Source organism: Blastopirellula marina DSM 3645, from assembly GCF_000153105.1.
In the GTDB taxonomy this organism is placed as follows: Bacteria; Planctomycetota; Planctomycetia; order Pirellulales; family Pirellulaceae; genus Blastopirellula; species Blastopirellula marina.
Map to the genome: position 1 here is coordinate 3,472,974 of NZ_CH672376.1, position 21,043 is coordinate 3,494,016.

At 55.3% G+C, this 21,043-nt stretch carries 14 protein-coding genes and 2 pseudogenes; 10 read left to right on the top strand and 6 right to left on the bottom strand.

What is annotated here, in order from left to right:
* The 5 genes from DSM3645_RS15925 to DSM3645_RS15945 all read right to left on the bottom strand — a co-directional run bounded on the left by DSM3645_RS15925 (position 1) and on the right by DSM3645_RS15945 (position 5,073).
* Positions 1-1,596 (bottom strand): sodium:solute symporter, encoded by a 1,596-nt coding sequence (locus DSM3645_RS15925; protein WP_116344419.1) that lies wholly within the window; start codon positions 1,594-1,596, stop codon positions 1-3.
* 68 nt (positions 1,597-1,664) lie between these two features.
* On the bottom strand, positions 1,665-2,834 hold the full coding sequence (locus tag DSM3645_RS15930; RefSeq protein WP_002653258.1) for a sialidase family protein: 1,170 nt from the start codon (positions 2,832-2,834) through the stop codon (positions 1,665-1,667).
* Between the two features lie 27 nt (positions 2,835-2,861).
* Positions 2,862-3,785, bottom strand: coding sequence for a DUF1559 domain-containing protein (locus tag DSM3645_RS15935; protein WP_002653259.1), 924 nt, complete (start codon positions 3,783-3,785; stop codon positions 2,862-2,864).
* Between the two features lie 161 nt (positions 3,786-3,946).
* Positions 3,947-4,390, bottom strand: coding sequence for a hypothetical protein (locus DSM3645_RS15940; protein ID WP_002653260.1), 444 nt, complete (start codon positions 4,388-4,390; stop codon positions 3,947-3,949).
* 2 nt (positions 4,391-4,392) lie between these two features.
* Entirely contained in the window at positions 4,393-5,073 is a 681-nt protein-coding gene (locus tag DSM3645_RS15945; protein WP_002653261.1) for a GntR family transcriptional regulator, read from the bottom strand.
* A 151-nt stretch (positions 5,074-5,224) separates the two neighbouring features.
* Between DSM3645_RS15945 and DSM3645_RS15950 the strand changes: the two genes are divergently transcribed.
* The 3 genes from DSM3645_RS15950 to DSM3645_RS30950 are packed head-to-tail and all read left to right on the top strand — an operon-like array spanning position 5,225 to position 9,880.
* A complete protein-coding gene (locus DSM3645_RS15950) occupies positions 5,225-6,184 on the top strand; it encodes a dihydrodipicolinate synthase family protein (RefSeq protein WP_081444849.1) in 960 nt (319 codons plus the stop codon).
* A 21-nt stretch (positions 6,185-6,205) separates the two neighbouring features.
* Entirely contained in the window at positions 6,206-8,077 is a 1,872-nt protein-coding gene (locus tag DSM3645_RS15955) for an FAD-dependent oxidoreductase (RefSeq protein WP_002653263.1), read from the top strand.
* 48 nt (positions 8,078-8,125) lie between these two features.
* Positions 8,126-9,880 (top strand): alpha/beta hydrolase fold domain-containing protein, encoded by a 1,755-nt coding sequence (locus DSM3645_RS30950; RefSeq protein WP_002653264.1) that lies wholly within the window; start codon positions 8,126-8,128, stop codon positions 9,878-9,880.
* Positions 9,881-9,888: 8 nt separating this feature from the next.
* Here DSM3645_RS30950 and DSM3645_RS31920 read toward each other — a convergent pair.
* Positions 9,889-9,948, bottom strand: a pseudogene (locus tag DSM3645_RS31920) (hypothetical protein); the annotation flags it as partial.
* 462 nt (positions 9,949-10,410) lie between these two features.
* Between DSM3645_RS31920 and DSM3645_RS15970 the strand changes: the two are divergent.
* From DSM3645_RS15970 to DSM3645_RS15995, 7 genes and pseudogenes are all read left to right on the top strand, one after another.
* Positions 10,411-11,052 carry a sigma-70 family RNA polymerase sigma factor gene (locus tag DSM3645_RS15970; protein WP_002653267.1) on the top strand — a complete coding sequence of 214 codons (642 nt, stop codon included), beginning with the start codon at positions 10,411-10,413 and terminating at the stop codon, positions 11,050-11,052.
* A 521-nt stretch (positions 11,053-11,573) separates the two neighbouring features.
* Positions 11,574-12,266, top strand: a pseudogene (locus DSM3645_RS31825) (serine/threonine-protein kinase); the annotation flags it as partial.
* Between the two features lie 171 nt (positions 12,267-12,437).
* On the top strand, positions 12,438-16,352 hold the full coding sequence (locus DSM3645_RS28465) for a WD40 repeat domain-containing protein (protein WP_237564829.1): 3,915 nt from the start codon (positions 12,438-12,440) through the stop codon (positions 16,350-16,352).
* A gap of 666 nt (positions 16,353-17,018) precedes the next feature.
* Positions 17,019-18,026 (top strand): AAA family ATPase, encoded by a 1,008-nt coding sequence (locus DSM3645_RS15980; RefSeq protein ID WP_002653271.1) that lies wholly within the window; start codon positions 17,019-17,021, stop codon positions 18,024-18,026.
* Between the two features lie 43 nt (positions 18,027-18,069).
* Complete coding sequence (locus tag DSM3645_RS15985; RefSeq protein ID WP_002653272.1) at positions 18,070-18,945, top strand: DUF58 domain-containing protein; 876 nt, start codon at positions 18,070-18,072, stop codon at positions 18,943-18,945.
* Positions 18,942-19,919 (top strand): hypothetical protein, encoded by a 978-nt coding sequence (locus DSM3645_RS15990; protein WP_131282624.1) that lies wholly within the window; start codon positions 18,942-18,944, stop codon positions 19,917-19,919. Before DSM3645_RS15985 ends, DSM3645_RS15990 begins: the two co-directional genes overlap by 4 nt.
* On the top strand, positions 19,919-20,986 hold the full coding sequence (locus DSM3645_RS15995; protein WP_002653274.1) for a vWA domain-containing protein: 1,068 nt from the start codon (positions 19,919-19,921) through the stop codon (positions 20,984-20,986). Before DSM3645_RS15990 ends, DSM3645_RS15995 begins: the two co-directional genes overlap by 1 nt.
* Positions 20,987-21,043: the final 57 nt, after the last annotated feature.

Below are 21,043 nucleotides of genomic sequence, written 5' to 3' on the forward strand. Positions count from 1 at the left end.
TTATCGTTGGGAGGCCGCGGTTGTAGAAACGTCAGACGACAGCGCAGCGGATTCGCTCCGCTTCGGGCCGCTGGTGACGAACGACACCAGCATTCCGACCGCAATGTTGGTCGATAGCGAGAGGGGAGCGATCCATTGAAAACTGATCGGATCGCCACCGTTTGTGGAAGAGGCGCCAAAGATAGGCCCAGCAAAGGCCGATAAAATTGCCGCCAGCGTGCCGCATATCGCGCCTGCCCAGACGCCATACGCGTTGGCGAAAGGGACGAACAACGCAAAAAAGAAGAGACAAAACAGAGTCGGAGCCAGCAGATTCGCCGTCTTGCTGGTCACCACCGTGATGTTCCCAGGCACGCTTCCCACTTGCGAACTTCCGAGCACGACCAGCACGCCGACGACCAGCGCGATCCCTTGAGCGAGCCGCAAATGGCCTCGTTCGGTGCTCGGTTTGCAATCGAAGCGGTCGAAAAAGTCGGTGATCGTTACGGCCGCGATGGAGTTGACGCCTGAATCGAGGCTGGACATCGCGGCCGCAAACATCGCCGCAACGACGAGACCCGCGATCCCCATCGGCAGTTCGTGGGCGATAAACCAAGGAAAGACGTTATCGGCGCCTTCGGGCGATAACAAATCAATCGGAATCCGTGCATGAAAGATTCGGCAATAAGAGAGCATCGCAAAGCCGGCCAAACCTAGCATTAAGCTGACGATCGTTGCGGCGATCGCTTGATAGGCCGATGCGCGGCGAGCACTGCTCGCATCTTTGGTAGACATGAAGCGTTGGATCGCAGTTTGATCTCCGCCTGACGTGCAAACTAAAAACATCCAGGTCGAGAGGATTGTGCCGAACACGGTGACGCGCGTCGACGGATCGAAACTATAAAGGGGTTGCTGATCCCAGTGCGGCTCCCAACCGGTCGGCAGCCATTGCAATCCTCCGACGCGATAAGTGATGACTCCCAACACGCACAATACTCCAACCAGCAAAAACAAAGCTTGTAAAAAGTCGGTAATAATGACCGCGCGAAATCCGCCCAGCGACGTATACAGGACTGTCGCTAGGCCAGTCGTAACGACCAGGGCCGGTATCCATGCGTCGCCGATTCCCAGCATCACCGTCATTGTTTTGGCGGAGAGATACACCAACAGCGACATCCAAATAATGCGCAGAATGATAAACAACGCCGCGCCCAGCATGCGGACGCTGCCGCCGAGCTTCGTCTCTAGCAATTCGTAGGCGCTGGTGACGCGTTGCCGCATGTAGATCGGCAACAGGACGTACCCGATGAAGACATAGGCCAGCGGATACGCAAATATCCGTGTCATATAAACAGGGCCCTTGCCGATGATCTCGCCAGGCATCGACAAGTAAGAGATCGTGCTGAGCAGCGTCACAAACAACGAAACGCCGATCAACATCGGGCTGGTATGGCCCGACCCAATGAAATATTCCTGAGCCGATTCGTTGCGTCGCCCGACGTACCAGCCAATCGCGATCACCACTAGGCCGTAGATCGCGATCACGCTCCAATCGCCCCAGCCCAAACCTCCTGCAGTCGCCGTGCCTACACCCAAAATTAGCGGATAAATTGACATCAATCTGCACACTACCCCGGCTTAAGAGTTGGAGTGGAACGTTCTTATGGCGTCATTTCTGGATTAGGTTAGCGGACGTCGTTCCAGGCAAATTCCAAGCGAATCAGGTCGGGATGGGAACTTTTGTCCGAACGCCGATAAGTGATGACGTTGAACAATTCCTCGCCATCCCGCTTCAGGAAGTAATGCATCGCATAGTAACCGTCGGTGATTTTCTCGTCCGACGCTGGATCGAGACGCACGCGCTGCTCGACGGTCAACGATTCTTCATCGATCCGGAAAAGGGCCAGTTCCATCTTGCCGTTTATAAAATTACGCCCCAGCAGATAAAGATCGCCATCCTTGCGGATGAAGCGAGGGCGACCGAGATGACTTTCGAACTCGGCGTACTGCGTTGTTAAATCGTTTGACTTTTGTTCCTGAAAATTTCGGTCGACGCGATGAAGTCGAAACTTGCCGTCGTAGCCGCGCGTTCCCACCAGGAATCCGTCACCCGATTCAATCAAGCAGCTTTCGTTGATCAGGATATCGCCGAACGCTTGATTGAGATCGCGGATATGCGACCAAACGTCTTTCTCTTCGTCGTACGACAATACCGCCACCGTGCCGTAAATCCGCTTTCCTTGGTCGTCGAACATCGAGTTTCGCGCGGACAATTCAGGAAACGTCATCGCTAAAACGTACGTCTTTTCAGACGACTCGACAGCGTCAAACACGTAGCCATATTCCACCCCATCGATCGGCCCCCAGGGCTTCATCTCGGTGAACGTCTTCCCTTCGTCATCACTAACGGCATAATAGACGCCGACGCGATGGTGTCGATTTTGTCCCTTGTCTTTCGCGATCTTTTGCATGTCGACAAAGCTGCCGATTCGTCCGCTCGGAAAACGAATCCATTCGCCCATCTGATAAATCAGTTGAGGGTCGCTTCCCAGGATCTGCCGCGATTTCACTCGATTTTGGATCGGATCAAAACGCACGATCTCGAGCGGAGCCCCGTTATCTTGAGAGTGCCGACGTCCCCGCTTGTAGGAAATCAAGATGTCTCCGCCGCGGGTCTCGGTCAGAGCGGGAAACGCTAGGTAAGCGTTCTCTTTGGCGGCGGCGAACGACTTGGAATCGAGCACCTTCTGCTCTGATAGCGCCGCGGGCGACTTAGAAGGAATCTGCGCCGATACTGGCTGCGCGTAGCAGGTGAGCGTCGCGAGTAACGCGAAGAAATACGGTTTTAGAATCATAAGTTGATCTCTTTAAGAAACGTGTTATTAGGGCTGCAATACCGTTTTGACTTCTTGTCCATTTCGACTCGCGGTCGCTTTGTAGACCCCAAAGTCAACGGTTTCCGGAACAAAACGAACGGCGCCGTCGCACATCAAAAAGTGCGTTCCGCCTGGATGCTGGCTGCCGAAACTAACATTATTGAAATTGCCGGAGACGGCCGGCGTGATATTGATTCCGTCGACGATGTTTTTGCACGAGGAACAGGCCGAACCGCCGCACCCACGGACCCACATCCGATAAACGGTCGCTGCGTCGTTCCAGGAGAGTTCACCCAGCGCGAACGTGCTGGATGTCCCATCAGTAATGTCCCGAAATTTGATCGAACTCAGATCGAAGAAAACACCTTGACGACCGAATCCTCCATTGGAAGAAACGCCGTCTTCAGTTTCATAATTGTCGCCTGACTCTGCGTTTACCCCCTTGGGCCCCATCACGCCGTAATAGTGCATCGTATGGAGCCTGGGATTGTCATACGCCAAAGCTCCGCCGGATACCGTTTCGTCGTATTCTCTGGTTGAGCTGGGACAAAGAAAAGCGTCGACTCTTATCGCGGCATGGTCTTTCTCGGTAAGGTAGCTGTTCCCGGAAAAATCGATCGTATCCTGCACCGTTTTTTGTTCGATGTAAGGCAACAGAAAAGTGTGGAGGGATAGTTGATTGGACCTACCAGTCCAGGTCGTACTGCTATTGCCTCCCGGAGGAAATGTAAGATGGACGTCGTGATAGTTGTGGATAGCAAGACCAAGCTGCTTTAGATTGTTCGTACACGACATTCGACGAGCCGCTTCACGCGCTTGTTGCACGGCCGGCAGCAAGAGCGCAATCAGGATGCCGATAATCGCAATCACGACTAGTAGTTCCACGAGCGTAAACCCCGTAGGGCCGCTACGCCGAGTCTGATTAAACATGGATGACTCTCCCAGCGATGAAAAGGATTTTACGAGTCGCCGGATTCGTCGCCAAAGACGGCATTCTCGCTTAAAAATAGCAGCGGATGGACGTGCGCTTTGAACAGATGGCAATGCTTCTTCGCCGTTTATCTTGGTTTGTTTGGGCATGGTCGTTCGCATTAACGAACGGGGAGCTGCGGCACCTCCCAATCAATCTTTATGTCTTCGTTTAGCACTTCTAGCTTCGTTTCCCATGGAGCGAACAGCGGCTTTCCTTCCGGCGCTTGAATCCCTGCGTCGTCGGTGTATGTTTCTCCATCCGCGCCGATCACTTTGACGATTTGCGGGCCGGAGAGCACCCCCTTTCCCCCATCGAAACCGGTGTCAAAGTGGCCGTCTCGAATTCGGGCAACACCTTGTGGACCGCTATTCCCCAAAGCGGCGTCAGGGCTAAACGTGATCAGACCGGCCGGTATCGGATTGCCTTGAAAGGTGATGTCGCCTGAAACTCGAAATCGCAACGGGCCCTCGGTTTGCGAACCGCATCCCAAGGAAATCAGGCAGAACAGCAACAACGCCGAACCGCTGGCGACGGGGCGAATCGATTGCAGAAAGTAAGCCATGCTTATTCTCCTAGATCTGTTTCGATTGCCGCCCGAATGACTCGATCTGCAGATCGCAGGATATGCAGCCGCGCCTGAGATTCGGCTTCGTCCGGCTGATGCGTCTCGATAAATTTCACCAATGCACGGTGATCTGCGAGCGCGAGTCGCTGGTGAGACTTCAAATCCTCGACGGATAACTCACTGCGACTTCGTTTGCGTGAGAGCACGTAAAACACGTAGAAGCACTCGTGCAGTAAGCTCTTCAGCGCTCGATCATAACGATCGTTGCGGCACGACTCGGCCAAGGCCTCGTGAAATCGTCGATCCAACGATCCCCATCGACCCGACTTGTCTTCTTCGAGCGTCGCTTCCATTTCGTCGCAAATGATTGAGAGCCGCAACACGTCGGCAAGACTTGCCGACAACGCCGCCGCTCGCGCGATGCCCCCTTCGATCGTCGCTCGATAGTCGTAGAGTTGGCGGATCTCGTCGGCCGAATAACGCCGCATGCGAACCCCCTCTCCTTTTCGGCCCCCTTCCAGGCTTCCTTGAGCGACGAGCTTGGTCAGCGTTTCCCGAACCGGCACTCGACTGACCCCCAGGCGCGTCGCCAAATTTCGCTCGATCAGATTGCTTCCGGTCTCAAATTCTCCCGAGAAGATCAGATCCGACAGCTTGTCGTATACCTCGTTATCCCACATGAAAAACCTGCTTTCGTTGTGACGGTCGGCGCTGATTTGTACTTTGTTAAAATCAGACTATCACCTGGTATACCAAATGTCAACACAGTATTCCATTGTCCTCCAAGACTGATTAAGATGCACCTGTTAGCCACATTTTGGAGCATCGAGAATGACGCAGATTTCCCCTTCTGGTCCCCCCCTACCTTTCCCCGCGCCGCATTCGCCCGATGTGGTCGCCGCTATGGTCACGCCCTGCAAGGAACCTGGCGAAGTAGATCCGTCGGCGATGCGACGCCTCGCCGAACTCGTCTCGTCGCAAGGATGCGACGGGCTGTTCGTCCTTGGGTCGACCGGCGAGATGATCCTGCTCGATGAGTCGGACCGTCGCGCGATCGTTACTGCGGCCGCCGAAGGCGCCGCTGGCGCGGCGGCGGTGATGGTCGGCGTCGGCGGCTATGGCGTCAAGCAGGCGATTCGCTTCGCTCGGTTCGCCCAGCAAGATGGCGCTGACTACGCAATTGCGATGGCGCCATTTTTTCAACGGCTTAGCCAGGCGGAACTGCTGGGCTATTTCGTCGAACTGGCCGAACAGTCTCCTTTGCCGATCGGCATCTATCATCATTTGCGAATGACCACTTCGGTCGACGTCGAAACGTTCGGCGAATTGGCGAGTCACCCCAACATTCTGTTGTGCAAAGACACGAGCAATGATCTGAACCGAATGCGGCAGTTATTGGCGGCGACTGAAGGCCAGAACTTTCGCGTCCTGCAAGGAATCGAGATGCTGATCCTCGATAGCCTCAACGCGGGCGCTCACGGTTGCGTTTCGGCGCTCGCCGGCATCGCTCCGCAGTGGCATCGCACGCTGATCGACTCCTTCAAGTCGGGCAATACCGAGAACGCACAGGCATCGCATGCACAAATTGCGGAGTTGACGCAACTGTTTCAGATTCCCGAGATTCGGATCTCGCTGGCTCATCAAGTCCACGCGCTCAAGCATTCCGCCAAGTCGCTCGGTTTATTCGAGCGATCCGCCAGCATGCTCACCAAGTTTCAAGCGACGCGAGAGTTTGAACAAGCGATCGAGAACATCTTATTGCAATCAGGGCTGCTGACCCTGGCCAAATAATCTCCAAGACGCGGATTCCCCATGAACGAAAACGCTTGCAATGCAACGATTAAGACGAGCCAAGTCGACGTCGACGTACTCGTCGCGGGCGGAGGCCCCGCTGGAATCGCAGCGGCGATTGCGGCCGCCCGGTGCGGCGCGACGGTCGCCCTTTGCCAAGACCGACCAATGCTTGGTGGAAACGCTTCGAGCGAAATTCGCATGCACATCGTCGGCGCTGACTGTAGCGGAAAACGAGGGGCCGAATTGACGACTGAAGCGCGCGAAGGGGGCATTATCGAGGAGATTCGTTTAGAAGCGGCTGCTCGCAACGCGCAGCGTTCTTCGTCGATGTTCGACCTGATACTTTACGAGAAGTGCAAAGCCGAGCCTAAGCTGCGGCTGTTTCTCAATACGACCGTGATTGGGGCCAAGACTTCCGGCGGGATCGTCCGCCAGGCGATCGCGCAGCGGCAATCGACCGAGGAGCAGTTTGTGATAACCGCCAAGGTGTTTATTGACTGCACCGGGGACGGACGGTTAGGCGTTGAAGCGGGCGCTGCGTTCCGTGAAGGGAGAGAAAGCAGCGACGAATTTGGCGAGTCGCTCGCCGTGCAGGAAGCGGACCAGCGCAGACTAGGCTCGACGATCATGTTTCAAGCGCGTCGTCATGATCGCCCGATGCCGTTTACGCCTCCAGCGTCGGCGCGTCGCTTTTCTGAGCAAGACTTGCGTTTAAGACCGCATGCCGAAAGCGAACTCGATCGCGGGCTCGAGTATGGCTATTGGTGGGTCGAGTGGGGAGGCTGTCTCGACACGATTCGGGATAACGAACAAATCCGCGACGAACTGCTCAGCATCGTGATGGGAGTCTGGGACCATGTAAAAAACGGCGGCGATCACGGCGCCGAAAATTGGGCGTTGGAATGGTTTGGATTTGTCCCTGGCAAACGTGAGAGCCGTCGCTTTACAGGGCGTACGACGCTGTCGGAAACCGACGTGATGCGTTCTCGTCGCATGCCGGATGCGATCGCTTTCGGCGGGTGGCCGATCGACGTTCATCCGCCGGAAGGAGTCGACGCACCGGACGAACCTCCCTGTACGCAGCACGACGTTCCGGCGCTGTACGATATTCCCTTGCGGTGTTGCGTGAGCGGCAACTTGCGCAATTTGATGTTTGCAGGGCGAAATATTTCGGCCACGCATATCGCATTTGCTTCGACACGCGTGATGGCGACCTGCGCAGCGATGGGCCAAGGAGTGGGAACCGCGGCGGCGATCGCCTGTGATCGGCGACAAGACCCCGCCGACCTGTTTGATTCGCCAACATCGATCCAACAGATTCAACAGCGTTTGCTCCGTGACGACGCTTACTTGATCGGCGTGAAAAATGAAGACGACCACGATCTTGCTCGCTTGGCGACTTTCACGGCCAGCAGCGAGATTTCGCCAAACTCCGTGCGATGGATTACTTCCGGACAAACGCGATCGGTCCATGGCGACGACGGCGCGCCGGCAGATCGAGCTAATCCTGGAGTCCATCGTTGGAGGAGCAACCCGCTTGATTCGTTTCCCGTTTCGCTAGAAATGAGTTGGCCACAACCGATTCGCGCCGCCAACGTCCGCATTATTTTCGACTCTGGATTACATCGCGTGCTGACTTTCAGTCTAGCCGACGCTTATACAGAGAAAATGAAATGGGGCGTTCCTCAACCAGAGTTGGTTCGCGATTATCGCATCGAGGTGCGCCGCGATCACGTTTGGAGCGTCGTCGCCGAGATCCGCGATAACTACCAGCGTTTGCGAGACCATTCACTTGATCAGGCGGCGTTTGACGCGTTGCGATTAACGATTGATAAAACCAACGGAATCGATCATGCCCGAGTTTGCGAAATCCGAGTCGAACAAGCGTAGCCGCACATATTTCTCTTTTCTTCATTCGCCTTATCTTGGAGAATCAATATGACGACGCCGCGATTCATTTTGATTTGTTTGATCGCATCGTCCGGTTGGGACGGCCTTCTTGTCACGACCTCCAGGGCAATGGCCGACGAGACAAACAGTCGCCAAACATGTCTATCGATCTTACAAACGGCGTTGAAATCGGACCAATTTTGGCCGGCGATGCATGCGGCTGAAGGACTCACGGCGGTCGGTCATCACGCCGAAGTGAGCAAACATTTGAAACAGCGCTGGAAATCGACCCACGATGACCAGCAGCAGTGCGGAATCGCGCGCGAGTTGGTGCGTGCTGGCGATAACTCTTTTGTTGGCATGCTAAGTTACCGCCTTGCCGACCCCGCATCGACAGGGCGAGTTCACGCTGCCGAAAGTCTCTTTAAGCTGGGATTGCTCGGCGATAAAGCGACGCTCCGCCGTGCCGCCAAGTCGGAAGATCAGGGACTCCGACAAATGTCATTGGCCGCGCTGGCCCGCTCCGGCGACATCGTCGCACATCAGCAAATCTTGGACGATTTAAAAGCCCAAAACGAGACCATTCGCCGCCGCGCCGCGTGGATCCTTGGGGTGATCGGAAATGAGCAGGATCGCCAAGCGGTGCAGAACGCTGCCCGAGAAGATGCGGAGCCTCTCGAGAAAGCAGAGTTCGATCATACGCTAGTGACGCTAGGCGACGAACAAGCAATGGCGTCGCTGAATGATCATCTGACGAGCGATGTGGCCGCAATTCGCGCCAACGCCGCCTACTATGCTGGAGCCGCTCGACTGGTCCAGACCGAGCCGACGCTCTTGGCGTTGCTGAATGATCCTGTTGCGGACGTCAAAATTAGGGCGGCCGCCAGTTGGCTGCAACTCCAAGACCAGGAACAACCGCCGAAGACGATAACGCCCCAATCAGCGGCGCCAGACTACCTGCGATTGGCGGCCGCAAAGATGGAGCCGAATCAAAAGATCCTCTATCAAACGATCGGCGATCAATCGCTGAAGTTACACTTGTTTACGCCGCCTGAGTGGAAGAAATCCGATTCGCGGCCTTGTCTGATCACGATTCACGGAGGCGGATGGACCGGTGGGGAACCGCGGCGAATGTATCCATTTTGCGATTATTTCGCCCACAGAGGGATGGTCGCTATAAGCATCGAGTATCGACTTCTAAATCCCCGTCGCGGCGTGACCGTATTCGACTCGGTACGTGATGCGCGTTCCGCCGTCCGATATATTCGCGGTCATGCAAAAGAGCTAGGAATTGATCCGCAGCAGATCGTCGCTTGCGGGGCTTCGGCCGGCGGACACCTTGCCGTCGGCGCCGCCCTTTTCGACCAAGTCGACGAGGATTCGTCGGCGATTCAGGTTGCTGCGACGCCTGATGCGCTGGCGCTGTTGTTTCCCGTTATCGACACCTCCCCCGCCGGATATGGCTCTGCAAAACTTGGCGATCGCTGGAGAGAGCTGTCCCCAGCAGACAACGTCCGCGCCGATCTTCCGCCGACGATTATGCTGCATGGAACCGGCGATACCGTGACCCCCTTCGCTGGCGTCAAAAAATTTCACCTCGCAATGAACGAAGCGGGGAATCGCTGCGATCTACACGTCAACAAAGCAGGCAGGCACGGCTATCTGATGTTTGACCTTGGCCTGTATTACGAAGCGCTGCAACAACTCAATACGTTTTTGACAAGTCTCAAATTCTTGCCCTACGACGACTCGGCGATACGATCTTCCAGCAAGCGCAGCGTTCCCGCATCTCCTTCGGAATAACGGCGCATTTTGATGACGAACAATCGACCGTCGACATCAAACGCCGCGGCGACTGGATTAACGACCACCGGTCAAGATGCCGCCTGTTCGATTCGAAAACGCTTGGCGATCTGAAACGACTTTAAAGGGAGGTCGGGTTTCCGAGAGCGAGACTCTTGCTTTAGCGATGTAAATGGCCGCGTGAAAAACGACATCGTGAGGAGCCGTCAATTCTGACTTTTCCGATCGCCGGTCCGATTGGCTTCGGCCGTCTTACGTCTCCGCATCCAGGTCGCTTTGTTGATCGCCAGCCGCTGGTAACCTCCTGCCGACGACTTGCCCGCACCGCTCGACAATTTGTGACGATAGGCGCCCTTAGATCCGCTGCGAGGGGGGTTCCGATAAAACATCACGCAGCAGGACATCTATCCCCCCATTTTGCCCACTCCAGCCAAAACTCTGGTATCATAGAAGGCGTGAACCTATCGGGCGCGTGCAGCTGCCCGACGCTTCAATGCGCTACAGAGCATGCTGAGTTGGGAGAAATAGAGATGGCGGCGGAAGACGAAGATACCATCAATCTGAAAGTACTTCAGGGCGTGCGCGACGGAAGTAAGACTTCTGTAAATGTCGTTGTCGACAAATATTTTTCTCGAATCGTGAGAGCTGCTGAGAAGAGGATCAGTGCAGGAAAGCAACGAGCGGCCGACGGAGATGATGTCGCAGCGAGCGTGTTTGAAAGTCTCTGGAAACGGTCAGACCGCGGTGATTTTTCCGACTCTGATTTCAAAGACGCCGATGAACTTTGGGGCTATCTCTCGAGAATGGCACGCAGCAAAGTGGTTGATCACATCCGCCGAGAGAACGCTGCAAAACGGGGCGGAGGTAAAGTCCGCGGCGAATCGGTTTTCTTAGTGCGAGGCACTGACGGCGCCTGCGGAATTGAAGCGGTCGCCCCCAGTCATTTTTCACCCGATGAGCTGGCCGAATTCTCCGAGTGGCAAGGTCAACTTCTCGACGCATTGCAAGAAGAACGACTTCGGGAGATCGCGACGATGCGACTGGAAGGATACGACACGGAGGAAATTGGTGAATCGGTCGGATTGAGCACGCGATCGATTCGACGAAAGCTCGTACTCATCCGCGATATCTGGAAACACCTGCTAGAGAAGCAACTTGCCACGCAGAGTTAAACCTGCGGTTTCGAGCAAACAAAACTGCGACGGGTGCGATTTTTACGTCGGCGACATCAAGGGGAATCCGGCACGTGACTGATCATTTCGACCAGACCGAATACTCTTCTGACGATGTCGAGAACAAAATCGCCATGGCTCGTCTCGTGGATCGCCTTAGTGATGAGTTTGAGGAATCCTGGTCGCTGGGGCATAAGCCCAGGATCTCGAATTACCTTCAACGGGTCTCCCCACAACAACAGCGTCTGCTCTTTCGGCAGCTACTTGAAATAGAGCTGGAATTGCGAATCGAAGCGGGCGAACGTCCAGCGCTGGAACAATATCTTACCGACTATCATGAACTGGAGGAGATTGTCCGACAGTCCTTTCAGGATCACACAATTCAGTCGTTCAATGCAGCGGCGTCGACGGTCTCGATTAGCGTCGAAACCCAAAACCAGCTTGCTTCAACTCCAGCTTCGCTTCCTTTACCGCGGCAATTTGGCGACTACGAACTGCTAAAGATTCTCGGCCAAGGGGGGATGGGCGTCGTCTATCAGGCCAAACAACGCACCGCCGGGGGACGTATTGTCGCGCTGAAGTTGATCCGGCCAGATCAGATCTCTCATTTGCAGCCCGATCAACAAGCTCACCTCTTGGAACGTTTTCGTCGCGAAGTTACCGCGGCTTCCAAGATCGAAAACGACAATGTTGTGACGGTCTATGACGTTGGTGAAGTGCTTGGGCAAGCCTTTTACTCCATGCAATACGTCGCAGGGGTCAGCCTCCGTGAGAAATTGGGGGACGGTCCGCTCGAACCAAAACTTGCGGCGCAGTTTTCACAGCAAATTGGCTGGGCGCTCGCTGGCGCCCATGCGATCGGAATTTTGCACCGAGACGTGAAACCCCACAATGCGATGCTCGACTCCAAGACGCATCGAGTCCTATTAACCGACTTTGGCTTAGCCAAATTGATGGAGGAAGATCAACAACTAACGGCGACGTCTGACGTCATGGGCTCTCCTCCTTACATGTCGCCGGAACAAACCCGCGACATGAGCCGGATTACCGAGTCGAGCGACATCTATAGTCTGGGCGCAACGCTCTACCATTTGATCACCGGGCGACCGCCGTTTCAGGCCGCAAACGCTACAGCTACGATGATTCAAATCCAATCGGAAGAACCGGTGAGCCCACGAACGCTTAACCCGGCGATTCCCAAGGACCTAGAAACGATCACGCTGAAATGCTTGGCCAAAGACCCTTCGCAACGTTATCTGTCCGCAGAGGAAGTTGCCGATGAATTGGGTCGCTATTTGCGGGGCGAAGCGATCTTGGCTTCGCCTATTACGCTCGCGGCGCGGAGCTGGCGTTGGTGTCGTCGTAATCCGACCATCGCCAGTCTGATGGCGACCATTTTGTTCTTGTTGATCGCCGGAATCACGATCTCGACGACATTCGCCACGATCGCTACGCAGCGTCTCGCCCTGATCAATCAACAGAATCTTGATTTGAAGAGTTCTCGCGACACGGCCGAAGAGCAAGCGGTGCTTGCAAAGCAAGGTTTTGGCGCCGCTCGTGAATCGGTGGCGAAATACTTCACGCAAATCAGTGAGGACCCTCGCCTGCGTTCGGAGGGACTCGAAGACCTGAGACGCGACCTAATGCTGGATGCATTGCAATACTACCGCTCCTTTGTCGACGCGTACGATGACGACCCTGCGCTGAAGCTGGAATTCGCCAGGGCGAACTTCCGCTTGGGGATTATCTATAGCGAGCTGAGTGATACCGACCAAGCGAACAAAGCTTTCCGTGATTCGTTGGCGATGTTAACAGCCATCCGGAAGAGCTCGCCTGGTGACCTTGAAATTGCGCTGGATTCGATTCGCGTGAGGCTTCATTGGGCCAAGTTAAAGCAGGACAGTTTTGAGTTCGCAGCTGCGAACTCACTGCTGAATGAAGCGCTAGTGCCTTTGAATCTGCCATTCCAGCCGAATGATCAACTCAACTATCAAATCTTGAAGTGCCGCGCCTTCAGAATGTTGGGAAAGTTTGATCAGGCCGTATCGATCGCCGACCGCTTAGAACCGCTGCCGGGAACCGAGCAAATGGTCCGTGCGACTCAGGCCGGCAGCAAATTTGACAAAGGCGTGGCGCTCTTGGGATCCGCCCAGAAAATCATTTCTTTGCATGCGGATCGGCCCGCCTTTCAATTGGCGGAATCGGACAAACGCAAATTGCAAGAGGCCAAGCTCTCGCTTGACGACGCGTTACAAATCTACTCAGGACTCGCCATCCAGGACGCGCTGACGTATGACTTCCCGTTGGCCGAGTGCCATAGGAATCTGGCGATTGTTTCCTATCCTCTGGCGAAAACAAGGGAAGCGGAAGGTCATTTCCTGAAGAGCCGGCAAATCTATACGGCTCGGATGTTACGCCATCCGGAAGTCGCCGCCATCAAAGCGCCGGTGGTCGAAATCACGTTAGAGTTGGCGCTCTTTTATGCAGCCAATGATCGACGTAACAACGCCCAAGAATCGTTCACAAGCGCCCTGCGGATGGCGAACGATCTGAAAATAGCTGCGGCGGAGAACGTGCGCTTTCGCAGATTGCGAGCGGAGGTTCTCATGAACTTCGGCTGTTACCTTTATATGAAAGGGATTTCCACTTCTGAGGCCAAAGAGCATTTGCTTGAAGCACTGAAGATTAGCGATGCGCTTCAAGAAAAGGCGAACGATAAACAGGATTTCCGTCCTCTACTTGCCGAAATCCATGCCCAACTTGCTGGGCTCTATTATCATTCCCAAGAAACCTCGCTCTCAATCCGGCATGCGAAGCGGTCCATTCAAGAGGCTCGCAAAATTCAATCGACTGAACTCTCGCCGCATCGTGCGACGACCGACTCCGGCGTTCGGCTATCCGTCCATGCGAGTTCGCCGCAGCTTCTCTTGATGTATCAAACGCTCCGTGGCGCGGCGAATTTGGCCCCTAATTTGGCCGAGGTTGGTAAAGCCATTTTGTCCAATCGAATGCAGGATGCAAATGCGATGCTCAATCAGCATCTCGCCAATTGCGAAAATCGTGGACAAACGCATCACGATCTAGCGGCCGCATTGTTGAGCGCGCTGGGGGAAGAGAGCTCGAGCGAACTGGCGCAGCGCTGCTTAAGACAGGCGGTCTTTCATTATGAGCAAGCCGACCGAGAAGGTTTTTTTGACGATGCGCAGTCCATTCGAAAAATTCTGTCTCAACTTGATGATGCGACGCAAACGTTTCCACTGTTGCAGTCGCTCCAGAGGCGTTTTCAAGCCAGAATCGATCCGTTTCCGGGACTTCTGGACCGGCCGTTCATCGCCAATGGGCTCGTAACGCAAGTTGCAGGAAGCGCCCCGCTATCTGATAAATTTTCAATCGCCCTGCATCCTGACTCAACGCGTGTCGCGTTAGCATTTGACAAGCAAATCAAGATCTATTCGCTTCCCGACTTTCACCTAGAACGCGTGCTGGCAAATCATCCCACCGAAATCTCAGCGCTAGACTGGCATCCCAAACAGGAGGTTCTTGCCACAGGCGATATACGCGGAGACTTGCGGATCTGGGACATTCAGACCAACAAGGCGATATTGATTAAGACTGCTCATACGAAACGGATACGCTCGCTTGCCTGGAGTCATTCAGGGGAATTATTGGCCAGCGGCGGCGACTGGGAGGACCACATGGCGGCCGTCTGGACATTGACCGGTGAGCCACGCATCCGCGTTCGTCAAGGCTCGTCCGTATCACAAATTTCGTGGCATCCCTCGGATCAATCATTCGTTACGGGCGGCGCTAGCGGCTATTTTCAAAGCTGGAATCTTGAGAATGGATCCCATCTCTTCGAAGGACATCATCCCACTAGTATTGGCGCGACCGCATATAGTCCGAACGGCGAGTGGTTAGCCGTCGCCGGTGGGAATAACGGTACAGACAATTCGATTCATATCTGGAACGCCGCAAACTGGACAGAAAACCAGGTGCTGTCTGGACATATCCGTCAAGTAAATGGCCTGGCCTGGAGTCCCGACAGCCAGCATCTCGTTAGCGCCGGACAAGATGCAAAGGCGCGTCTGTGGGAACTTGTTAACGGCAATAAGTTGAAATCGATGTATCATCGTTCTCCGATCGGGTTGTGTCCTGTCATCAGTGTAGTTTGGAGCCGCGATGGCGAGTCGATTCTCTCAACGGGAATAGACGGCTGCCGCCAGTGGGACGCTTCCGGCGTTGAAAGAAGCCACCTCAAGAATCCGTTGATATGTGATTGTCCTTCTACGATGGACACCAACAATTCCGCCGACGGGCTGATCGCTGTAGGGGTGAGTAGACAGGTCCGATTTTGGTCAAATGACCATCACAATAAGCTGTTCGATTCACTCGAGACAGCCGCCGACATCACTGATCTTGCGATCAGTGAGGACCAAAAATTATTAGCGGTCAACTACCACGATCGATCACCTGCTATCTATCGAATTGCCGATGCGGAACTTTTGGCCGAGTTCGATCAATATCACGACATCGCCGACATCGCGTGGGATACCACGGGGAATCTCTTATTGGCCCGCAAAAATGGCCAGATCACATTTGGCAAATTCTATGAAATGGAGATCGCGAAATCGGTCGATCTTCAGGAACCGATCCGCAGCTTCACTGTTTCGCCCGATGGCGCCCACATTGCGGTACGTACGGCCTCTCAAAAGATCATTGTGCTGCCAGCCGATGGCGGGAAACGACATGCCGAGTTCCCCGATTCCCATTCCTCCTGTTGGTCGGCCGATGGAAAACGTCTGGCCATTGGAACCCGCACAGGGGTACTACTTATTGATACGGCTACGTGGAAAACTAACTGCGAACTATCAGGCGGAGCGGGGTTAATTCGAGCCGTCTCTTTTCATCCCGATGGAACACAAGTCGTCGCTTCGGATGGAAGATCCGTACTGCGATGGTCAACGTCGGGTGAAGCGTGGCCCGAACTCGTCTCCTATGATCGCCGGATTTCTCAAATGGTCTGGCTCAAAAACTCGACAAAACTCGCTCTCCTGGATGAACAAGGAATATTGCATGTGCCAGACCTCGACGATCCCCAGCAAAGTTGGATAGCGCTGGAATTGGCCGGATGCGAACCGGTCGCGATAAGCGGCGCCGGCGAAATTCTTGAAGGCACGCCGGAATTGGTGCGACAACATTTGATCAAAGTCCAAGCAGATTCAACAAACCAGCTTCAGATCGTCCCTTGGGACGAAATTACATCCAGCCAACCCAATGAGAGTCAAGGCGCGAAGGATTAGACCCTCAACCACGAATCGATCTGGCTGACGCTGTTCCGATTCTTAGCCAACACCGACGGCAATTTGAGTTCAGCGGTCGTCAAGGTGCGTTCACAATAGCGGCCCTGCGCCGAAATTGACCACCGCTCAAAAGCATATGCGCCCTGCGTGCCCACATGGGACCTAACACAGCCCTTGGGGAAGATCGCCAAGCTCGGCTCAGCGCACAAAAAAAGGCCGCAACCTCTTCCAAGCTAATCGCTTCCTTGCGTGCGGATGGCAGGGTTCGAACCTGCGATCCTCGGTCTCGTAGCCGCCTCATTTCTGTAGGGTGCAACGGACTCAAGTCGTGTGAAGACGGCAGTTTTCCGTACTCGTAAGCTCTGAATAGTTAAAGTGTGCCGCAACGACGGACCAGCGCATGCTTTGGCGAATCGACGCGACGTCGTCGACCGGATCGGCCGAGACGGCGTCCTCGCCTAAAAAATCCCAGGCAGCATAAGCTCGCCCCACGAGATGGGGCAAAATGCCGCGCCGTGGTGAAACGCCGCGCGCTTCAACTTGTCGTTTGGCCGTTCACACGCTCTTTTTCGGCATATTCGCCATGTGAACGATTTGGCACATCGATTGCTATTTTGTTTCGGCGTCAGAAAGCCTCCTTCACACTGCTTTACACAAGGCGCACCCATGATTCAACCAAGTGCTCAACGTTCACGCGTCATCGAACTAACCGAAGAAATCAAGTTGCACAGTGCGCCGCTGCGGCGAATTGTGAGCGAGGTCAATCACGTTTTGGTTGGGCAGGAAAAGTTGGTGCACCGGATGCTGATCGGGCTGTTGGCGAATGGCCACATTCTGATCGAAGGCGTGCCGGGACTCGCCAAAACAACCGCCGTAGCGAGCCTGGCGAAAGCGATCAACACCGGCTTTCAGCGTCTGCAATTCACGCCGGACTTGTTGCCTGCGGACTTGATCGGCACGCTCGTTTATCGTCCCCAAGAACAGACATTTGTCGTGCAGAAGGGGCCGATCTTCTCGAACCTGATTTTGGCGGACGAAATTAACCGAGCGCCGGCGAAGGTGCAAAGCGCACTGTTGGAAGCGATGCAGGAGCGGCAAGTCACCATCGGCACGGAAACCTTTCCTCTAGCGCAGCCGTTCCTTGTGATGGCGACGCAAAACCCGGTCGAGCAAGAAGGGACCTATCAGTTGCCAGAGGCCCAGACCGATCGGTTTATGTTGAAAGTGATTGTCGATTATCCCAATCGTAATGAAGAGTTGCAGATCTTGCGGCGGATGAGCAAGACAGCGGCGAAATTTGATATTGCCCCCGTGACATCGCCTGCCGAGATCATGGCGGCTCGCGATCTGGTCGATCAGGTATACGTCGATGAAAAGGTGGAGAACTACGTGGTCGATCTGGTCATGGCCACGCGTACCCCGCAGGCCTACGGATTGAATCTCGACGAACTGATCCACTTCGGCGGTTCGCCCCGCGCGACGATCAACTTGACGTTGGCCGCCAAGGCGAACGCGTTTCTGGCTGGTCGTGGTTATGTCAAGCCGCAGGATGTCAAAGAAATCGCACTCGATGTGCTTCGTCACCGCGTGATTATTACCTACGAAGCCGAGGCGGAGGAACAGACCAGCGAGTCGATTGTGCGAGAGATTCTTGCTCACATTCCGACGCCGTAAGCGTAATGTTCGCAAGTTCGCTTCTCCTCGCCAAGGAATACTCATGATACCTCGCGAAGTTTTCAGAAAGATCCGCCGGATTCAGATTCGCACGTCGCATAAGGTCGACGAACTGCTGGCCGGCAATTGGCACTCAGCGTTCAAAGGCCGCGGCATCGAGTTTGAAGAGGTTCGACCGTACCAAGTTGGCGATGATGTCCGCACGATCGACTGGAACGTGACCGCTCGTAGCGATCAGCCCTATGTGAAACTGTTTCGCGAAGAACGCGAGTTGGCGGTCTCGCTGCTGGTTGATCTGAGTGCGTCGCAGGATCTCGGTACGACGACGCAGACTAAGCGGGAGCTCGTCGCCGAGTTAGGCGCAATCCTGGCGATGTCGGCGATCAAAAACAATGACAAAGTCGGTCTGACCCTTTTCACCGACGATGTCGAGAAAAACATCCCGGCGCGAAAAGGTTCGCGGCATGTGCTGCGACTCATTCGCGAACTGCTTTGTTGCGAACCGGTCGGAGTCGGCACGAATCTGCGCCGCGTGCTTGAGCATTTGAACCGCACCGCGAAACGGCGCACGGTCGTGTTTCTGATCAGTGATTTTCAAGATAGCGATTACGAGTCGGCGCTCAAAGCGGCTCGCCGTCGCCATGACATCATTCCGGTCATCATCGCCGATCCACGTGAGGCCGAGATGCCCAATGTCGGGCTAGTGCGACTGCACGATGCCGAAACCGGACAGGTCGTCACCCTGGATACCGGCAGTCGGAAAAACCGCCAACTGTATGCGAAGCTTTACGCCGAGCAAGTCGTGACGCGTGACAGCCTGTTTCGTCGGCTGCGACTCGATCCCATTCATCTGCAAACCGGCTGCGACCTCGTCGATCCTTTGCGCAAATACTTTCATCAACGCGAGAACCGGCAATGAACTCAAATCCTCTCACAAGCCGTACAGGTCGCCTATTGCTGCTCGCCTTTGCCGTTGGTTGGACATGCGTTCGCCAAGCCAGCGCTGCGGAAGCAGCGCGCGTCACAACGACGGTTTCCCAAACCTCGTCGCAAGTGGCCGAGCCGTTCTGGTTGGACTGGACGGTCACGGCGCCAACTGGCGCAACGGTCCACTTTCCTGCAACCGGCGACAAGTTGGGCGACTTCGACATCCTCGACAAGCAAGACCTGTTTGACATCCCTAGCGCCGACACCGCGGACCAGCGGACCTGGACCCGACGATTAGAACTGGAAAGCATCGTGACAGGCGAACAGGAGGTTCCTGCGCTCGAGATTCAGGTCGCCGGACCCAATTCGTCACAGGTGATTCGCTCGCAGACAGTGCCGGTGCAAATCGTCAGCGTCCTTGAGCAGCGGGGTGATCCGAAGCAGTTTCGAGATATTCAATCGGTCGTTGATGTGGCCGTACCGAGCAAACCATCGCACGCCTACTTGGGGTGGACGTTGGCTGGCTTCTCGACGCTGGCGGTGGCCATTACGGCCGCGGTTTTCACGCGTCGAAAACGCTGGTTGACGCCGGCCCAGTGGGCGATCCGGCAACTCGATGACCTCGAAGCGGCTGTGCACCAGCAGACCGGCGATGTCGCCGCTAGTCAGCTCGCGTCAATCATGCAGAGCTTCTCACAGTTGCACTTTTCGCTGCCCGAGCCGGGTTGCACTTCGGAAGAATTGCTGCATCAGCTTAAAGCAAAACAATTGGTCGATCGGACGACCCTCGAACAGCTCCGCGTATTATTCGCGACGGCGGAGGAAGCGAAATTTGCCAGGTTGCCTGTTTCGCCTACCGAGTTTCAGGCCATGCTCGAGCAAGCTCGCTCGCTTGTCGGCCGCATGACGCAGGTTGCGGATTCCGAGACTACATCCACCGCTCTTGCAACGACGGAGGCCCGCTAATGTTTTATTCTCCTTGGTATCTCCTGCTGTTGCTGGTAGTCCCGCTCAGCGCGTGGTGGTTGTTCGCTCCCCGCCGCCGCAGTGCGATCCGCTTTAGTTCCGTCCAACTCGCTGGCCAACTGGCTCCGACGTTGCGGCAACGCCTGATGTGGTTGCCGGGCGCATTGACGTTGACGGCGATGGTACTGCTGATCATCGCACTCGCGCGTCCACGTGAAGGACGCGAGCAAGCGATCGTCGAAAACGACGGGATCGCGATTGAAATGGTGGTGGACCGCAGCGGCAGCATGCAAGCGATGGACTTTCAGCTTGGCGACGAACACGTCGACCGGTTGACCGCTATCAAGAAGGTCGCCGGCGACTTCGTTACCGGCGGCGACAACCTCGACGGACGATTGAGCGATTTGGTCGGCTTGATAACCTTCGCCGGCTACGCCGACGGAGTCACGCCGCCGACGCTAGATCACGCGTTTCTGGTCTCGCAACTGAACCACTCTCAAATTGTGACCAATCGCAGCGAAGATGGCACCGCGATTGGAGACGCGATCTCGCTGGCTGTGGAGAAACTGAACGCTCTTGACGCACGGCGGAAAGAAAAAATCCAAAGCAAGATCATCATCCTGCTAACCGACGGCGAGAACAACGCTGGCGACCTGGAGCCGATTCAAGCCGCCGAACTGGCGCAGACGATGGGGATCAAGGTCTACACCATCGGCGTGGGGACGAAGGGCCGCGCGCCGATGCCGGTGACCGATATGTTCGGCCGTCAGAGCATGCAGTGGATGTCGGTGAACATTGACGAGGAAACGCTCCAGAAGGTTGCGTCGATCACCGGCGGGAAGTACTTCCGAGCAACCGATACCGACTCCCTCGCAAAAATCTACGGCGAGATCGACCAATTAGAGAAAACGAAGGTCGAGACGCAGCACTTTGTCGACTATCGCGAGTTGGCGGTGCAATCGTACGCCCTCGGATCGTTCGCCCTGCCGCCGCTGTTATTGATCGCCTTTGTGCTGCTGTTGGCACGCGTTGTGCTTGAGCAAACATGGTTGAGAGAGTTGACCTAAACGCCAAAACTTTGCGTCGCGGAAGTCGCGAGACTTCGGACCCGTTCAATCACCGGC